At 70.4% G+C, this 16,665-nt stretch carries 20 protein-coding genes; 7 read left to right on the top strand and 13 right to left on the bottom strand.

The features are described from left to right. Positions 1–43 precede the first annotated feature (43 nt). Positions 44–2,152, top strand: coding sequence for a hydantoinase/oxoprolinase family protein (locus QRX60_RS29250; RefSeq protein WP_285994637.1), 2,109 nt, complete (start codon positions 44–46; stop codon positions 2,150–2,152). After that, entirely contained in the window at positions 2,149–4,449 is a 2,301-nt protein-coding gene (locus QRX60_RS29245; RefSeq protein ID WP_285994636.1) for a hydantoinase B/oxoprolinase family protein, read from the top strand. The genes QRX60_RS29250 and QRX60_RS29245 overlap by 4 nt, the downstream gene beginning before the upstream one ends. A 79-nt stretch (positions 4,450–4,528) precedes the next feature. On the opposite strand, the gene QRX60_RS29240 is transcribed toward QRX60_RS29245, so the two are convergent. Further along, a complete protein-coding gene (locus tag QRX60_RS29240; RefSeq protein WP_285994635.1) occupies positions 4,529–4,738 on the bottom strand; it encodes a hypothetical protein in 210 nt (69 codons plus the stop codon). Between the two features lie 24 nt (positions 4,739–4,762). Here QRX60_RS29240 and QRX60_RS29235 point away from each other — a divergent pair, with 24 nt between their 5' ends. After that, positions 4,763–5,014, top strand: a complete 252-nt coding sequence (locus QRX60_RS29235) for a hypothetical protein (protein WP_285994634.1) — start codon at positions 4,763–4,765, stop codon at positions 5,012–5,014. Here the strand turns inward: QRX60_RS29235 and QRX60_RS29230 are convergent. The 3 genes from QRX60_RS29230 to QRX60_RS29220 form a co-directional block, all read right to left on the bottom strand. Beyond that, the gene (locus QRX60_RS29230) at positions 5,011–5,709 is read right to left on the bottom strand and encodes a DUF6193 family natural product biosynthesis protein (RefSeq protein WP_285994633.1); all 699 of its coding nucleotides are present in this window, start codon (positions 5,707–5,709) and stop codon (positions 5,011–5,013) included. The genes QRX60_RS29235 and QRX60_RS29230 overlap by 4 nt on opposite strands. 187 nt (positions 5,710–5,896) lie before the next feature. Next, entirely contained in the window at positions 5,897–6,790 is an 894-nt protein-coding gene (locus tag QRX60_RS29225; protein ID WP_285994632.1) for a LysR family transcriptional regulator, read from the bottom strand. A gap of 25 nt (positions 6,791–6,815) precedes the next feature. After that, on the bottom strand, positions 6,816–7,076 hold the full coding sequence (locus QRX60_RS29220) for a hypothetical protein (RefSeq protein WP_285994631.1): 261 nt from the start codon (positions 7,074–7,076) through the stop codon (positions 6,816–6,818). Between QRX60_RS29220 and QRX60_RS29215 the strand changes: the two genes are divergently transcribed. The 4 genes from QRX60_RS29215 (at position 7,057) to QRX60_RS29200 (ending at position 10,144) form a co-directional block, all read left to right on the top strand. Further along, on the top strand, positions 7,057–7,689 hold the full coding sequence (locus tag QRX60_RS29215) for an NADPH-dependent F420 reductase (protein WP_285994630.1): 633 nt from the start codon (positions 7,057–7,059) through the stop codon (positions 7,687–7,689). The two genes, QRX60_RS29220 and QRX60_RS29215, sit on opposite strands and share 20 nt — an antisense overlap. Before the next feature lie 31 nt (positions 7,690–7,720). After that, positions 7,721–8,656 (top strand): SDR family oxidoreductase, encoded by a 936-nt coding sequence (locus tag QRX60_RS29210; RefSeq protein ID WP_285994629.1) that lies wholly within the window; start codon positions 7,721–7,723, stop codon positions 8,654–8,656. Between the two features lie 94 nt (positions 8,657–8,750). Next, positions 8,751–9,485 carry an SDR family NAD(P)-dependent oxidoreductase gene (locus tag QRX60_RS29205; RefSeq protein WP_285994628.1) on the top strand — a complete coding sequence of 245 codons (735 nt, stop codon included), beginning with the start codon at positions 8,751–8,753 and terminating at the stop codon, positions 9,483–9,485. A 35-nt stretch (positions 9,486–9,520) separates the two neighbouring features. Then, positions 9,521–10,144: an NADPH-dependent F420 reductase gene (locus tag QRX60_RS29200; RefSeq protein ID WP_285994627.1), complete on the top strand. Its 624-nt coding sequence runs from the start codon at positions 9,521–9,523 to the stop codon at positions 10,142–10,144. 502 nt (positions 10,145–10,646) lie between these two features. Here the strand turns inward: QRX60_RS29200 and QRX60_RS29195 are convergent. The 9 genes from QRX60_RS29195 to QRX60_RS29155 all read right to left on the bottom strand — a co-directional run bounded on the left by QRX60_RS29195 (position 10,647) and on the right by QRX60_RS29155 (position 16,597). Next, complete coding sequence (locus QRX60_RS29195) at positions 10,647–11,222, bottom strand: alkaline shock response membrane anchor protein AmaP (protein ID WP_285994626.1); 576 nt, start codon at positions 11,220–11,222, stop codon at positions 10,647–10,649. Then, on the bottom strand, positions 11,210–11,764 hold the full coding sequence (locus QRX60_RS29190; protein WP_285994625.1) for a DUF6286 domain-containing protein: 555 nt from the start codon (positions 11,762–11,764) through the stop codon (positions 11,210–11,212). Before QRX60_RS29190 ends, QRX60_RS29195 begins: the two co-directional genes overlap by 13 nt. Beyond that, entirely contained in the window at positions 11,761–12,135 is a 375-nt protein-coding gene (locus QRX60_RS29185) for an Asp23/Gls24 family envelope stress response protein (RefSeq protein ID WP_285994624.1), read from the bottom strand. Before QRX60_RS29185 ends, QRX60_RS29190 begins: the two co-directional genes overlap by 4 nt. Positions 12,136–12,152: 17 nt before the next feature. Then, positions 12,153–12,341, bottom strand: a complete 189-nt coding sequence (locus QRX60_RS29180; RefSeq protein ID WP_285994623.1) for a DUF2273 domain-containing protein — start codon at positions 12,339–12,341, stop codon at positions 12,153–12,155. After that, complete coding sequence (locus QRX60_RS29175; protein WP_285994622.1) at positions 12,338–12,640, bottom strand: hypothetical protein; 303 nt, start codon at positions 12,638–12,640, stop codon at positions 12,338–12,340. The genes QRX60_RS29180 and QRX60_RS29175 overlap by 4 nt, the downstream gene beginning before the upstream one ends. A 5-nt stretch (positions 12,641–12,645) precedes the next feature. Next, positions 12,646–13,125 carry an Asp23/Gls24 family envelope stress response protein gene (locus tag QRX60_RS29170; RefSeq protein WP_408630146.1) on the bottom strand — a complete coding sequence of 160 codons (480 nt, stop codon included), beginning with the start codon at positions 13,123–13,125 and terminating at the stop codon, positions 12,646–12,648. A 138-nt stretch (positions 13,126–13,263) separates the two neighbouring features. Beyond that, positions 13,264–15,936, bottom strand: coding sequence for a magnesium-translocating P-type ATPase (mgtA, locus tag QRX60_RS29165; RefSeq protein WP_285994620.1), 2,673 nt, complete (start codon positions 15,934–15,936; stop codon positions 13,264–13,266). After that, positions 15,933–16,277, bottom strand: a complete 345-nt coding sequence (locus QRX60_RS29160) for a hypothetical protein (RefSeq protein ID WP_285994619.1) — start codon at positions 16,275–16,277, stop codon at positions 15,933–15,935. Before QRX60_RS29160 ends, mgtA begins: the two co-directional genes overlap by 4 nt. Next, on the bottom strand, positions 16,208–16,597 hold the full coding sequence (locus tag QRX60_RS29155; protein ID WP_285994618.1) for an amino acid permease: 390 nt from the start codon (positions 16,595–16,597) through the stop codon (positions 16,208–16,210). Before QRX60_RS29155 ends, QRX60_RS29160 begins: the two co-directional genes overlap by 70 nt. Between the last annotated feature and the right edge of the window lie 68 nt (positions 16,598–16,665).

Genomic DNA, 16,665 nt, shown 5'->3' with positions numbered 1-16,665 from the left:
TACACCCTCGTCAGGAAGTTTCTCGCGCAAAGGAGCGCTCAAGATGGCTTATGTCATCGGCGTGGACGTGGGCGGCACGTTCACCGACGCCGTCCTCGACGACGACGCGGGAACCGTGCTCGCCGCGAAGTCGCCCTCCACCCCGCCGGACTACTCCCGCGGCGTGCTCGACGTGCTCGGCCTGCTGGCCGAGCAGCTCGGGAAGAGCCTGTCCGAGATGCTGGCGGAGACCCACCACATCGCCCACGGGACGACGTCGTCGCTCAACGCGCTGGTCATGGGCAACGTGCCGCCGGTCGGCTTCCTCACCACCAAGGGCCATCGCGACTCGATCTTCATCATGAACGTCGAGGGCCGCTACCTCGGCCGCTCACCGCACGAGTTGCAGAACGTGCTCGGGCAGAGCAAGAACCACGCGCTGCTCCCCAAGCGGTGCGCGCTGGAGGTCACCGAACGGATCGACCGGGACGGCACCGTCGTCGTCGGGCTGGACGAGGCGGAGGCGCGCGCGGCGATCCGGACCCTGCTCGCCGACGGCGTCAAGGCGATCGCGGTGTCGCTGCTGTGGTCCTTCCGCAACCCGGTCCACGAGCAGCGCTTGCGCGCTCTCATCGCCGAAGAGGATCCGGACGTCTTCGTCGCGCTGTCGAGTGAAGTCAGTCCTCGCATCCGCGAGTTCGCCCGCAACGCCACCACGATCATGAGCACCCAGATCGGGCCGGGGCTGCGGGACTACCTCACCACGCTCGAGAACGCGTTGCGGGACAACGATCTCGCCGGGCCGCTGCTGGTCATGCAGAGCAACGGTGGCGCCGTCGCGGCGGCCGAAGCACCGGCGACCGCGATCAGCACCGTCGGGTCCGTCCTCACCGGCGGGGTGATCGGCTCGGTCGCGCTCGGCCGCCAGCTGGGCCACCGCAACATCATCTCCACCGACGTCGGCGGCACGACCTTCCTGGCCGGCCTCGTTGTCGACGGAGAACCGGTGCGCGACACCACCACCGTGATCAACCACCACCCGATCAACGTGCCGACCCTGCGCGTGGACGCGATCGGCTCCGGCGGCGGCGCCGTCGCCTGGCTCGACGCCGGCGGCAACCTCCGCATCGGGCCGCACAGCGCCCAGGCCGTGCCCGGCCCCGCCTGCTACGGCAACGGCGGCACCGAGCCGACCAACACCGACGCGAACCTGGTGCTGGGCATCCTCCCCGAACGCGGCCTGCTGGGCGGGCGCAAACCGCTGTCGCTGGAACCGGCCCGGCAGGCGATCGACGTCCGGATCGCCAAACCGCTCGGGCTGAGCGTCGAGGAGGCGGCCGCGGCGATCTACACCGTGCAGAACGCCCAGACCGGCGACCTGCTGCGCAAGACCGTGGTCGAAGCGGGGCACGACCCCCGCGACTTCGTGGTCTACGCGTTCGGCGGTGCGGGTCCCGCCCACTGCGCCGGTTACGCGGCCGAGGTCGGTGTCGACGAGGTCGTCGTCCCGCTCGGGCCGGTGGCTTCGGCGTTCTCCGCGTTCGGCCTGGCTTCGTCCGACATCGCGCTGGCGGCCGAACTTTCGGACCCGACAACCGTGCCGTTCGACCCGGCCCGCGCCGAACGCAACTTCGCCGACCTCGAGAAACAGGTCCTCGACGGGCTCGACCGGCAGGGGGTGCGGTTCGAGACCGTCGAGCTGCACCGCGAGATCGACATGCGGTACGCGATGCAGCTGGCCGAGGTCAGCACCCCGGTGGTGCGCGGCCACCTCGACATGGCCGCCATCGAGGAGGCGGCCACGGGCTTCGAAGAGCGTTATGCCGCGCTTTACGGCCGTGACGCCGGGTTCCGCGAAGCCGGGATCCAAGCGATCACGTTCCGCGTGCGGGGCATCGGCGTGCTGCCGTTCAGTCCCGAACTGCCACCCGTGCCGCCCGCGCCGTCGGCCGACCCGGCCGCCGCGCAGGCCGGCCGCCGCCCGGTCCAGCTCGACGCCCGGCTCGGCTACGTCGACACCCCCGTCTACGACTACCGCGAACTGCGCGCCGGCCACGTGCTGACCGGCCCCGCCATCGTCGAGGTGCCGACGACCACCGTGGTCGTCCCCGGCGGGACCACCGGCACCGTCGACCACCTCGGCAACCTCACGATCCGCAGGAGTGCCGCATGACCATGCCGATCCCCGGCTCGGAGCGCTTCTCCAGCCGTCCCGTCGACCCGGCCGAGCTCGCCCGGTCGTTGCCGTCCACTTTGGACGTCCACAGTGTCACGCAGGAGCAGATCGACAACCTCGACCCGCTCACCTACGAGGTGATCCGGCACCGCCTGTGGTCGGTCACCGACGAGATGGGCGAAGCGCTCAAGCGCATGTCCGGCTCGCCGATCGTCACCGACGCCAACGACTTCGACTTCGCCATCTCCGACGAACTCGGCCAGGAGGTGCAGGTCGGGCTGTACAACACGATGCTCGTCGGCGCGGTCGACCTCGCCATCTACTGGACGCTGCGCCACCGCGCGAGCAACCCGGGCATCGAGGCCGGTGACATGTTCCTGACCAACGACCCGTGGGTCGGCGGCGGGCTGCACCAGAACGACGTCATGGTCTACCAGCCGGTCTTCCACGACGGGAAGCTCTTCGCCTGGACGAGCGCGATCGCGCACCAGCCCGACCTCGGCGGGGTCGGCCTCGGCTCCTTCTCCCCCGCCGCGCAGGACGTGTTCTCAGAATCGCTGCCGACCCCGCCGGTGAAGGTGGTGCGCGGCGGCCAGGTGCAGAGCGACGTCGCCGACCTGTGGGTGCGCCGCTCGCGGGTGCCGATGCTGATCGGGCTGGACCTGCGGGCGAAGATCGGCGCGAACAACGTCGGCGCCGAGCGGCTGCACGCGCTGATCGACCAGTACGGCCCCGACACGGTCAAGGCCGTCATGAAGCGGATGATGTCCGACGCCGAGACCCGGCTGCGCGACAAGCTCACCGCGTTGCCGGACGGCAGCTGGACCGCGACCGGCTACCAGGACCAGTCCCACGAGGGCGACCGCGGGCTGCACAAGATCACCGTGACCACCACGAAGTCGGGTGACCACCTCACCTTCGACTTCACCGGCACGGACAAGCAGGCCGGCGTCATCAACTGCACGTACGCCGGCATGCGCGGCGGCGTCATGCTCGCGCTGCTGCCGATCCTCGCCAACGACATCCCGTGGTCGGCGGGCGGGCTGATGCGCTGCTTCGACCTCGTCACCGAGGAGGGCACGCTCAACAACGCGACGTTCCCCGCGGCCGTCGGGCGCGGTCCGATCGGGCCGGCCTGGCTCACCGGCAGCCTGATCGCCGAGTGCCTGTCGCAGATGCTCGACCGCGACCTGGAGCTGGGCAAGAACGTCCAGGCGACCTGCTGCGGCACCTGGGACACCGCCGTCATCGCCGGCCTCGACGAGCGGGGTGAGCAGCCCTCGCCGTTCCTGAACATCATGATGGAACCGATGGCCGGCGGCTACGGCGCCCGCACGCACGCCGACGGCATCGACACCGGCGGTCTGTTCTGCATCCCGATGGGCCGCGTGCCCGACGTCGAGATGACCGAGTTCCTGTACCCGCTCCTCACGCTGTGGCGGCGGGAGCTACCCGACTCCGGCGGCCCGGGCCGGCACCGCGGCGGGCTCGGCGCCTCGCTGGCGTTCACCCCGCACGGCACGAGCGTCCCGATGGGCCTGGTGCTCGCGTCGGCGGGCAAGGCCGTGACGCAGAACGCCGGGCTGTCGGGCGGGCACCCCGGTAACAGCGGTCTCGACGTCCTCGCGCGGCAGAGCCGGATCGCCGAACTGCTGGCGTCGGGGACGATGCCGTCGTCACTCGAAGAAATCAGCGACACGCTCGAGCCGGGACAGAACTACGCGTCGAGCTACCTGGCACCGGGCGAGGTCTTCGCGATGACGTGGCAGGGCGGCGGCGGTTACGGCGACCCGCTGGCCCGCGACCCCGAGGCCGTCGCCCGCGACCTGGGCGAGCAGAAGATCACCCCGGCCGCCGCAGCCGCGGTCTACGGCGTGGTCCTCGACGGCGGCGAGGTCGACGCGGCAGCCACCACAGCCGAACGGCACCGGCTGCGCGGGGTGCGGCGGGACCGCTCGCGACCGGCCGGGGAGACGCGCGGCAAGGCCGATCTGTCGTCGGTCAAGCGGATCGACGACAACCTCGTCGAAGCCGGCACCAGCATCGCGTGCGCGCATTGTGCGGAGATCCTCGGCGACACCGGCGAGGGACCGCTGGCCGTCGCCGTGTACGACGGTGCCGCGACCGAAGCCGGGCCGCAGATCATCGCGTCGGCCTCGGACTACGTCGACACCCCGGTGGTGTTCCGCCAGTACTGCTGCCCGTCGTGCTGGACCGCCCTGTCCTCGGCCGTGGTCCCGGTCGACCACCCGGACCACGCGGCCACGCTCGGCAAGCTGACTGTCACCACCTGACCACCACGGTGTGGGCGAGCGCGGTGCCCCCGCTCGCCCACACCCGGCACTGGGCAGCGGCTCCCGATGGGGTCGCGACTCAGGCCAGGTCCGCCATGTCCAGCACGAAGCGGTAGCGGACATCGTTGCGCCGCAAGCGATCGAAGGCTTCGTTCACCCGCGTCGACGGGAGCACCTCGACATCGGCGGTGACGCCGTGCTCGGCGCAGAAGTCCAGCATGGCGGCCGTGGCGGGCACCCCGCCGCTGCCGGCCGAGGTGGGCTTCTTGCGCCCCACCAGCAGATCCATGGTCTGGACGGTGACCGGCCCGAGGTGACCGACCTGGCTGAGCGCGCCATCCATGGCCACCAGCCCCAGGTACGGACCGAGGTCGTGGGGCGCGGAGATGGTGTCGACCAGCTGCGTTCCGAGGTCACCGCGGAGCTGGACCTCGGCCAGGTCGCCGTCGAGGAGCTGTTGGCGTCGCTGAGCAGGTGCCTGACAGAACTGTCGCCCCTCTACCTGTTGCTCAACGAAAACGGCGACGAGTACGACTCCCTGCGACCCGACCTCGCGGAATCCTAGCGAGACGGGCGCTTCCCGGCACGGAACTCCTCGGGCGACGGCACGCCTAGGCGGTCCATCTCGGCCAGGCACACCCGGACCGCCTCGGCGGCGACGTAGATGACGTCCGGGTCCACTCGCCGATCCCCCACGACCGTGACCCGCCCATCGCCGGCCGAGCGCACCCAGGGGCCGGGCACCCGGTACTCGTCCGCGGTCGGCCGGAACGACATCCAGAACATCGACGTGAACGGATACATCCGCCGCAGCCGCGGCTCCCGCATCGCCGCCTCGATGAACTCACCCAGGCCGGACACCTTGTATGCGCGGTACACCTGCCACATGAACTCGGTCCGATCGCCGCTCTCGAAGGCGTCGGCGACATCCACGAAGTCGGCGAACGGCCACGCAGCCACCAGTTCCCGTGCCGTGGCGCCACCGAGCCAGCTCGCCGCAGATCCGGTGACCTCCGCCAGCTCGACCGTCGACAGCCGGCTCAGATACGTCCCCCGCAGCATGTGCCGCACCCGGAACAGACGTTCACCCCTGCGGGGCATGACATACACGGCGCGATCTCGCCTGCTCATCGTGGCCGCGAAGCCGCCGAAGGCGCCCCGAGCATCCCTCATGTCGATCTCGCAGTCAGGACACGCAGCCCGGAGTACGGCCTCGAGGCCACCCGCGTCGACCAGGTCCTGGTACGGCACTTCCACCACGCCTCCAAGTTACCCCCGGGCGCCAAGGGGCCGGCCACAACCGTTGATGCGGGAGTGCATCGCCGCGATCTCCCGCCGGAACCGCATATCGGCGTCGTTCGCCCGCGACGCAACCATGTCACGCAAGCTGAGGCCCTACGCCAGTAGGCGGATATACCCCGACGGGCTCATCCCGAAGGCCGCGTGATCACTCCACGACAGCCGCACGCAAATCATAGTTCCCACATTCCGCCGTGATCTCGGCCGTCGCCTGCGCCGCGACGAAGAAGTCGTCGGCCAGCGGCGAGGTGCGTGATGCCGCCACCGCGAGGCACACCTGGTCGGCCGGAAGTTCCGGGATCGGTACGTAGCTGATGTCCGGACGCGAATAGAACACGGTCGCCGAACGCCCCACGAACGAGATGCCCCGGCCGGCCGCGACGTGCTCGAGCGTCTCCTCCACCCCGCGCACCCGGAGCCCGGAGTCGGGGTGCGGGCGCCTGGTGGGCTGCGTGCTCGGGTCGGCGTGCCAGATCAGCGGCTCACCGGCCAGGTCGGCCTCGGTGACCTCTTCCTTGCCGGCCAACCGGTGACCCGCGGGCAGCACCACCATGAGCGGCTCGGTGTACAGCGGAGTCAGGCGCAGGCCGGTCTCGTCGACGGGCAACCGCACATAACCGACGTCGACGCGGCCGTCGAGCAGCATCGGGGCCTGGTCGTCCCATTCCATCAGCTGCACGTCCACGACCACGTCCGGATGCTGGGCCTCGAACGCCCGCGTCGCCGGGATGACCGGGATGCCGGCCCGGAAGCCGACCACCAGCCGCCGGCTGCCGCGGGCGGCCACGGACACCCGGCGGCGGACCGCGTGCGCGGAGGCGAGCAGCGGACCGGCGTCGGCCAGCAGCTGCCGGCCCGCGTCGGTCAGCTCCACGCCGTGGCGATCCCTGGTGAACAGCGAGGCGCCGAGATCCTGCTCCAGCGCGCGGATCTGGCGGCTGAGCGCCGGCTGTGCGATGTGCAGCTCATCGGCGGCACGGCCGAAGTGCAACCGGTCGGCCACGGCGACGAAGTAGCGCAGTTTGCGCAAGTCGAGATCCATGGAGCCTCCCGGTCCGGTGATGCCTTCAGGTTATCACCACGACCGAAAGAAGTCTTGGACACCAGCCCAAGCCACGGGCAGCCTGAATAGGTAAGTGATGGGCCGGAGCGAATTCGGCCCGAGAATTCGACATCGGACTCGACAGCAGGGTCCAGAACGAGCGCATCAGGAATCGAGCGCCGTCCATCGCGTCATTCGACGGCGTCACCGTTGACAACGCCGGGGTGGGCATGGCGTCCTGCGCAGCTCCGGAAAGCAGGCATTCCATGAGCAGCATCAGCATCATCGGCCTGGGGAACATGGCCGGCGCCCTGGCTGAGCGGGCGCTCGCCGGAGGCAACGCCGTCGAGATCATCGGCCGCGACCAGGCCAAGGCCGAGGAACGGGCCGCCGCGCTCGGCAGCGCCACTGTCGGGACGGCCGGCGCCGCCCCGGCCGGGGCCATCGTCGTCCTCGCCGTGCCCTACGCCAGCGCGGCAGCGGTGGTCGGCGAGTACGGGGACGCACTGCACGGCAAGGTCATCATCGACATCACCAACCCCATTTCCCCTGATTTCACGGGCTTTGTCACCCCCGACGGCAGTTCCGGCGCCCAGGAGATCGCCAAGGCCGCCCCCGCCGGCGCACCTGTCGTCAAGGCGTTCAACACCCTGTTCTCCCATGTTCTGGCCGCCGGCCCAGCCGAGGGCCGCCCCTTGGACGTGTTCATCGCCGGCGACGACGCGCAGGCAAAGACACGCGTGTCAGCCTTCATCGAGAGCCTGGGACTGCGCCCGATGGACGTCGGGCAGCTGCCCATGGCGCGGACACTGGAGAATGTCGCCCTGCTGCAATTGGGCCTCGTCGCCCACTCGGTCAAGCACACCGATTTCTCCCTCGGCGTCAGCATCCTCCGCTGAGCGCACCCCATCATTCTCAAGGAGCAGTAGCGTGCGCGTTTTCGTCACCGGCGGGACCGGCCATTCCGGTTCGTACATCATCCCCGAGCTCATCGCCGCCGGGCACGAGGTCACCGGCCTGGCCCGGTCGGACACGGCCGCGGCGGCGGTGTCCGCGCTCGGCGCGAAGGTACGTCGCGGCGACCTCGAGGATCTCGACGGGCTCAAGGAGGCGGCCGCCGATTCCGACGGCGTCATCCATGTCGCGCACCGGCAAGACCTGCTTCCGTCCGGCGGGATCGACGCCGTGGCCGCCGCGGAGCTCCCGATCATGCTCGCGTACGGCGAGGCACTCGCGGAAACCGGAAAGCCGCTGGTCGCGGCGGGGAGCATCGGCTCGCCCGGGAACCTGGGGCGGCCGGTCACCGAGGAGGACCCGGCCCTTCCCGGCGGCGATGAGCACAAGGGCACCCTGCGGGTTCGCAACGTCGTGGAAACCGCCGTGGTCGGCCTCGCCGAGCGAGGGGTGCGGTCTTCGATCGTGCGGATCGCCAACATCGCGCACAGCACGACCGATCGTGCCGGCTTCCTCGTGCAACTGGTCGCGCTCGCCAAGGAGAAGGGCTTCGTCGGCTACCCCGGAGACGGCGCGAACCTGTGGAACGCCGTGCACGTCCGCGATGCCGCCTCCTTGTTCCGCCTGGCGCTGGAGAAGGGTCCGGCCGGCAGGTATTGGCACGCGATCGCGGACGGTGGCGTCTCGCTCCGCGAGATCGCCGAGGCCATTGGCAGCCGTCTGGGCCTGCCCGCCGTGAGCGTTCCCGCGGACGTACTGATGCTGCCGGGATACTTCGGGTTCCTCGCGAACATAGTCACCCAGAACTACCCGGCGTCCAACCTCATCACCCGCCGGACCCTCGGCTGGGAACCCGCGCAGCCCAGCCTGCTCGCCGATTTGGACAACGGCCACTACTTCTCCGCCGGCTGACGGCGTGGACGGAGCCGAACCGCACCGAGTTCGGCGAATGACAAGGACCAAGAATCGAACTTTTTCGGATACCCATCAATTCAACGGAGTGATCGTGGGAAAGCTCGAGGGCAAGACAGCGCTGATCACCGGCGGATCCACCGGCATGGCACTCGCCGGCGCCAAACTGTTCGTCGAGGAAGGAGCGCACGTCTTCATCCAGGGTCGCCGGCAGGAAGCACTGGACGACGCCGTGAAGCTGATCGGCCGCAACGTCACCGCCGTCCAGGGTGACGCGGCCGAGCTGGACGACCTGGACCGCTTGTACGACACCGTCAAGCGGGAAAAGGGCTCGATCGACGTGCTGTGGGCCAGCGCCGGGAGGGGTGAACCCGCCGTCCTCGGCGAGATCACCGAGGAACAGTTCCACCGCGCCTTCTGGCTCAACGCGCGCGGCACCCTGTTCACCGTGCAGAAGGCACTACCGCTGATCAACGACAACGGCTCGATCTTCATGACCGGATCCAACGCCTCCCTCGGCGCCTTCCCCGGCTGGAGCCTCTACGCGGGAAGCAAAGCCGTCCAGCAGGCCTGGGCCCGCGTCTGGCTCAACGAACTGCGCGACCGCAAGATCCGGGTCAACGTCCTGACCCCCGGCCAGGTCGCCACCGCGAAACAGGAAGAACTGTTCGACGAGGCGACCAAGGCCGCATTCGAGTCCCTCATCCCCCGCGGAAAGATGGGCCGCCCCGAAGAAATCGCCGCTGTCGCCCTGTTCCTCGCCTCCGACGACTCCAGCTACGTCAACGGCCTGGAACTGGTCACCGACGGCGGCACCACCGCCATCTGAACCACACACCAGGAATCAGGAAGTGAGCACACCTCATGAGCAGCATCACCCTCATCGGTACGGGGAACATGGCCCGCACCATCGGCACGCGCGCGGTGGCGGGCGGCAACCTCGTCGAGGTCATGGGACGAGACCGGGCCAAGGCCGACGACCTGGCCAAGGCTCTGGGCGGCGGCGCGACGACGGGCAAGTGGGGCGCCGTCCCGGCCGGGGACATCGTCATCACGGCCCTGTTGTACGACGGTGTCGTACCGGTCGTCACCGAGTACGGAGACGCCCTCGCGGGCAAGGTCATCGTCGACATCAGCAACCCCTTCAACGCCACGTTCGACGGACTGGCCCACAGCGAGGAGACCTCGATCGCGCAGGAGGTCGCCAAGGTGGCCCCGGCCGGCGTCAGCGTCGTGAAGGCGTTCAACACCATCTTCCGCGATGTCTTGGAGAAGGGCCGGCCCACCGTCTTCATCGCCGGCGACGATGCGCAGGCCAAGGCGGGCGTGGCGGCATTCGTCGAGAGCCTCGGGCTGCGCCCGCTGGACGTCGGCGGCCTGAAAATGGCGCACTGGCTGGAAGGAATGGGCCTGATCACGGTGAGCCTCGCCGGCAACGGGGTCGGCCACTGGGACTTCGCCCTCGGCGTCAACGAATTCACCGGCTGAGCCACCGGGGCCGATCAGTCGGCGAACAGAGTGCCGTGCACCCGGGCAACAAGAACGGGCAGTGGCGGTGGCAGCGCTCACCGGAGAACCGCATCCACTCGTCAGGTGAGGTTGACGGTCCCGGTTGCTCGCCCGACACAGGCGCCACCCGCGCCGACCGCACGGACGCGTGCTGCTGGTGTCGCGCGTCCGAGGTTCGTCGACAGCGGCCCGGCCCTGCGCGCCAACGTGGCATCGGGTGCATCGGACCGGGATCTGCCGAGGGTCGCGGCGGCTGGTCCGGCGACATGAATGAGTCATTCATGTCGCCGGACGAGGTGAATGACTCATTCATGTCGTCGCGGGAGGGGCTGCCCGGCCCAGCGGGCCAGCGCCAAGGCAGGCCCAGGAATCCCCAGGCGCAGTGCTGATCAGCCGCAGCAGGGGCGAATCGCAGGCACTCCCGGGCAGGACCTGCCGGGACGAGTACGTCCGTACGTAGACCGGCCCGCGATCGAGCGGCTCAGCGGGCGCGAATACGGCTGCGGGTCGCGTCGAGGTGGAACCGCACCCTGGCGGGCAGCTCGGACAGGCCCAGCGCCGCACACAGACGCGGGACGGCGTGTGTCTCGATCCGCCGCCGGATCTCGGCCAGGTCGGCGTCGAGTTCGAGACCGATGCGCAGCTCCAGCACGGGATCGGCCGCGTCGCCCGCGAGGCTGGCAACGACGCTGTGCGCACCCGGGTAGGAAAGAATGTCCTGCGTCAGCGGGACGACTGCCACGTCGGCGTCGATCGTCGTGTCGCCGGCTGCCGGGTCGGCCGTCGGCAGCCGCCAGATGCCGGTGCGCGGCCGGTGTGTCGTCTGCACGGCGAGCCAGAGCAGGCAGGCCAGGCCGACGATGACGGCGACCACGACGGCATAGGGCGCCCACGACGAGCCGATCTCGGCCGTGGGCAGGACAGCGGAAGCGGGATCGAGCACGGGGATCACCGCGAGGCCGGTGAGCACCACGAACGTGCCACCTGCCAGCAGGAGCGCGCCGGCCAGCGCCAGCAGTGTGCGGTTGAGGCGGGCCGGGCGGTTCAGGCTGTCCATCGCCGATTCCTCGCTGCTGTCACCCGAACGTGCAGTGTCGGCCGTTCGGCGAGCTCGATCGAGTCGAGGCGCTGATCGACCGCTTCCTGCACGCGGCCGTCCAGGCCGGCCAGGTCCAGGCGATGGCTGCGCACGGTGATCGTGACCCGGCGGCGGTGCAACCTGAGCCGCGCCGAGGTGACGCCGTCGGTCGTTTCGGCGCTGTGCAAGAGGGTCTTGCGCAGGCTTCGCCGGGTGACGCCGGCAGCCACCTGTCCACCGGCGCCCGGGTGGTCGTCGAGAGGCAGGACGATGGGTGCGCCGGGGAGCACGGCCGCCGCCAGCAGCAGCAGACCCGCCGTTGCCACGACGACGCCGGCGGCGATGACACCGATGTCGTGCCAGTGCAACCGATGCCCGGCCGAGACCAGCCGATCGACGGGAATGAGGGGACTGTGCCCGAGCAGCAGCTGGATCGCCGACAGCGCGACGAGAACGCAGGCCGCGAGCAGCAGGGTCGCGACGACGACCGCCGGGATCGTGCGACGTGGCCGGTACTTCATCGCAGCACACGGTTCCGGTGCGCGGTGTGCAGGGCGGTCACGGCGATGTCGACGCGGCCGACCGTCTTCCCGGTCAACTCGCTGATCCGGCTGAGCAGATGCGCGCGCACCGCGTCGGCGGCCGCCGCGACCGGGACCGAGTAGCCGAGGGACAGGTGCACGACCAGGTTGACGAGATCGCCGTCGACGACGGCCTGGACTCGCACCGCCTGCTCGGCTTTCTCAGTGCCCCAAGCCACCCCGGCCATGCGACGGGCGCTGCCGCCGACATCGACGATCTCGGCGGCGGCCTGCGCCGCGATGCGTTCCAGCGCCAGCGGGGCGACCGTCGTCCGGCCCCGCTCCGCGGCCTCCGGCAGGTGAACGGTCATCGTCTCAACGCCCTCGCTCAGCGGAGTCCACGGCCCCGGCGGGAATCACGCAGCGCCTCGATGTCGTGGTGTCCGTCGAGCCGCCGCCCCACCGCGAGGCCGACGGCACCCAGCACGAGCACGACGAGGAACGCGAAGAACCCGCCGAACGCCCAGGCAAAGCCCAGCGCCAGCCCTGCGAAGAGACCGATCGTGGTGTTGTTCACGGGTGCCTCGACTCCGTCACGGCCAGGTCTTCGACGGTCACCGACACGAGCCGGTCGGCGACCACCGCCCGCACGGCCGTGCGCACCTGCCCGGCGATCTCGGTGATCGATGCGGGATAGCGTCCCACCACGTGCACGCTGACCTCCTCGTCGGTGACCCGGACGCCGAGGACGGCACGACCGGGCAGGTAGGTCGCGACCTCGCCGTAGCGGCCGCCGTGCAGTCCGGCCACGGCCGGGCACGCCCGTACCGCGGCCGCCACCGCGTCGGCGATCACCTCGGCACCGGTGGCCGACACGGCGGTCACAGCACGCGGGCCGGCTCGGCAGGACCGGCCGCCTCGTCCTCGTCCGGGATGTGCACGTCGTTGACGTGGATGTTGACCTCGACGACCTCGAGGCCGGTGATCCGCTCGATGGCCATGATGACGTTGCGGCGCACCGCCTTGGCCAGCTCGCCGATCGCCACGCCGTACTCGACGACAATGGTGAGGTCGGCCGCGGCCTGCCGCTCGCCCACTTCGACGTCGACGCCCTGTCCGCTGCTCGCACTCGCGCCCGGGATGCGTTCCCGCAACGCGCCGAACGCTCGTGAGGCACCACCGCCGAGCGCATAGACCCCGCTGATCTCGCGAGTGGCCAGGCCGGCGATCTTCTGCACGACGACGTCGGCGATGGTCGTGTGGCCCTGCTCGCCGGGGATCGTCGCGGTGACCTCGCGGTGGGCGAGCTCGCCCCTCGTCTTGTCGTTGCCGCCGACTGTGGGTGCGGTCATGTTCGTCATGCTCCTTCGCCTGTCCCCACGCCGGAGCGTGGGGTCGCGTGTCGGGTGACGTCAATGGGCCCAGCTGCTCCTCTGCCCCGGACCCGACGGCGTCCCGGGCCTGCCGGGGTCTGGGGCAGCGGCACCGAACCCGCAATCCTACGCCGCTCGGTCACTGTCGAACAGCCGATCTCTTTCCGCAGCACGCTCGATCGTGCTGAAGTAGGCCGCCCGGCGGCGCAGGTGGCGGTGGTGGCTGTAGGGCCTCAGCCCGCCCGGACCCACACCCGCGGAGCGGTAGAAGATGCGCTTGCCCGCTTCGATCAGGACGAGGTATCCCAGCACCATCCCGGCCAGCGCGGCGAAGAATCCGCCCGGCAACGGCGAAAAACCCAGGGCGGACGCGAGCGGTGTCGCGGGCAGCAGTGCGCCGACGGCGACGACGCCGAGGACTCCCAGGGTCAGCGGCAGGCTGGGGTGGCTGCGGAAGAACGGGATCCGGCGGGTGCGGATCGCGAAGATCACCAGCGTCTGGGTGGCCAGGGATTCGACGAACCAGCCCGAGCGGAACTGGTCCGGACCGGAATGGAACACCCACAGCATGACGCCGAAAGTGACGAAGTCGAACACCGAGCTCAGCGGGCCGAAAAAGACCATGAACCGGCGGATGAACCCGATGTCCCAATGCGACGGGCGGCGCAGCTGGTCGGCGTCGACGGTGTCGGTGGGGATGGCGAGCTGGCTCGAGTCGTAGAGCAGGTTGTTGAGCAGGATCTGGGAGGGCAGCATCGGCAGGAACGTCAGGAACAGCGACGCGCCGGCGGCGGAAAACATGTTGCCGAAGTTGCTGGAGGTGCCCATCAGCACGTACTTGATCGTGTTGGCGAAGATCCGCCGCCCTTCGGTGACGCCGTCCGCGAGCACGTCGAGGTCCTTCTCCAGCAGGATCACGTCGGCGGCGTCCTTGGCGACGTCGGTGGCCGAATCCACCGAGATGCCGACATCGGCCGCGTGCAGGGCGAGTGCGTCGTTGACGCCGTCGCCGAGAAACGCCACCCCGCCGCCGCTGTGGCGCTGGACGCGCACGATCCGGGCCTTGTGTTCGGGGCTGACCCGGGCGAACACGGTGGTGCGGGTGATCGCTTCGGCGAGCTGGGTGTCGTCGAGGCCGTCGAGGTCGGTGCCGGTGAGCGCGGCGCCGTCGCCGAGCCCGAGGTCGTGGCACACCTTCGCCGCGACAGCGGGGTTGTCGCCGGTGACGACCTTGACCGCGATGCCGAGGTCGGCCAGCCGCCGCAGGGACTGCGCGGCGTCGTGCTTGGGCGGGTCGAGGAACACCAGGAACCCGAGCAGCGTCAAGTCGTGTTCGTCCTCGGGTGCCGGCCGCTGCCCGGCGGGGAACGGCCGGGTGGCCACCGCGACGACCCGGTTGCCCGCGGCGAACTCGGCGTCCAGTGCGGTGCGCGCTTCGGCCGGGACGCTCACGCAGCGGTCCAGCACGGTCTCCGGGGCGCCCTTGGTCACCAGGAGGGTGCCGCCCGCCGGGTCGCGGACGGCAACGGAGATCATGCGCCGCTCGTGGTCGAACGGCAGGATCCCCAGCCGGGTATGGCCGGCGAGTGCCGGCCGCTCGGTGAGGGACGCCGGCGAGCGCCACAGCGCCTGGTCCAGCAGGTTACCGCTGACGGATTCGGTGCTTTCGGTGCAGAGCAGCCCCCACCGCAGCACGTCGCCCGGGGTGGCCGCGCCGGCCGGCACCGCGCGCATGTAGTCGATGCGGCCGAGGGTCAGGGTGCCGGTCTTGTCGGTGAACAACACGTCGACGTTGCCCAGGTCCTCGATGCACACCAGCCGCTTGACCAGCACCTTGCGCCGGCTCATCCGCCGCGACCCGGCGGCGAGACTCGTGGAAACCACCGCGGGCAGCAGCTGCGGGGTGATGCCGACCGCGATCGCGAGGGAGAACAGCAGCGCGTCGAGGATCGGCTTGTGCAGCACCACGTTGATCGCGAAGATCGACGTCGTCAGCGCACCGGCGACGTAGACCAGCAGCATCGAGAACTTCCGCAGCCCGACCTGGAACTCCGTGTCGAGCTGGTGGGTGCCCAGCCCGGCCGCGATCGCCCCGAAGCCGGTGCGGGCGCCGGTCGACACCACGACGCCGGTGGCGCTGCCCGCGTGCACGACGGTGCCCATCAGCGCGCACCCGGACAGTTCGGCCAGTGCGGTGCCCGCGGGGACGGCCGCGGTGTCCTTCTCCAGCGGCAGTGATTCCCCGGTCAGCACCGACTCGTCGCATTCCAGCCCGGCGACTTCCAGCAGCCGCAGATCGGCCGGGACGACGTCGCCCAGCTTCAGCTCGACCACGTCGCCGGGCACGAGTCCGGTGACGTCCACCGAGCGCGGGTGACCGTCGCGGATCACCACGGTCTCGTGGCGGATCTGGGAGTGCAGGGCTTCCGCGGCCTTTTCCGCGCGGTACTCGTTGACGAACCCCAGCCCGACCGAGACCGCGACGATCACCCCGATGATCACCGCGTCGCTACGCTCGCCGACGAAGTAGGACGCGACGGCGGCGACCATCAGCAGCACCAGCAACGGGGACCGCAGCTGGTGCCAGAGCACGGGAAACAGCCGGGCCCGGTGCGAGGACACCGCGTTCGGGCCGTACCGGGCCCGCCGGCGCACCACTTCGTCGCCGGACAGGCCGGCCGCCCTCGTGACGCCGAGTTCACGCAGGACCTCGTCGGCCGTGAGCGCTCCCGCCGGGCTGATCCCGAGCTGCGGTGCGACCGCGCGGGCGGGATCCGTCGCCGGCTGCGCGCTTTTCACGGTTTGCCGCCCGGCGTGAGGGCGGCGACGTTGCCGGTGAGTTCGACGACGCGGCGCGCCGCGTCGACCTTGGGGCCCACCGAGCCGGCCGGGAACTGCCGGGCTCGTAGTTGGGCGGGGGTGGCTTCGCGGATGGGGGTGGCTTGCGGGGTGCCGTAGTGGTCGACGACCGTCGGCACGAGCATGCCGACCTGGGGGCCGTGGCCGTGGGTGAGCACGACTTCGTGTTCGGTGGTGAGTTCCGCGATCGCCTCGGCGGCGGCGACCACGTTCACCTGCTGCAGGTCCGCGTCCGGGCGTTCGCCGCGGCGCAGCAGGGCGTTGCCGCCCAGGGCGACCACGCGGCTACGAAGTCGCCGAAGGCGTCCCGGGCGTACAAGTACGGGCCGCCCGAACCCGGCGCCCGTCGGGTGAGCCACCCGAACACCAGCGCCAAGGTCAGCGCGCCGAGCGTGACCGGCGCGAAGGCCAGCAGGCTCGACATGCCGTACGGAGCCGGTGACGACGGCAGGGCGAACACACCCGTGCCGATGACCGCCCCCACCACCAGCGCCGTCGCGGTCGGCAGGCCGAACCGGCTGACGAACTCGTGGCCCCGCGCCGGACTCGGGCCGTCCGAGGTGGCCTCGTCCGCGAGCCCGGGATGTTCCTGCTCTGCCATCGGTCGTCCGATCTGCCGGTCGTGAGTCTGCGTCGAGCATCTACGCCGGCCGCGGCGGTGCCAGGGGT

The organism is Amycolatopsis mongoliensis, from assembly GCF_030285665.1.
In the GTDB taxonomy this organism is placed as follows: Bacteria; Actinomycetota; Actinomycetes; order Mycobacteriales; family Pseudonocardiaceae; genus Amycolatopsis; species Amycolatopsis mongoliensis.
Note: the sequence above shows the minus strand (reverse complement) of the source record. Positions and strands in the feature narration are given on the sequence as shown.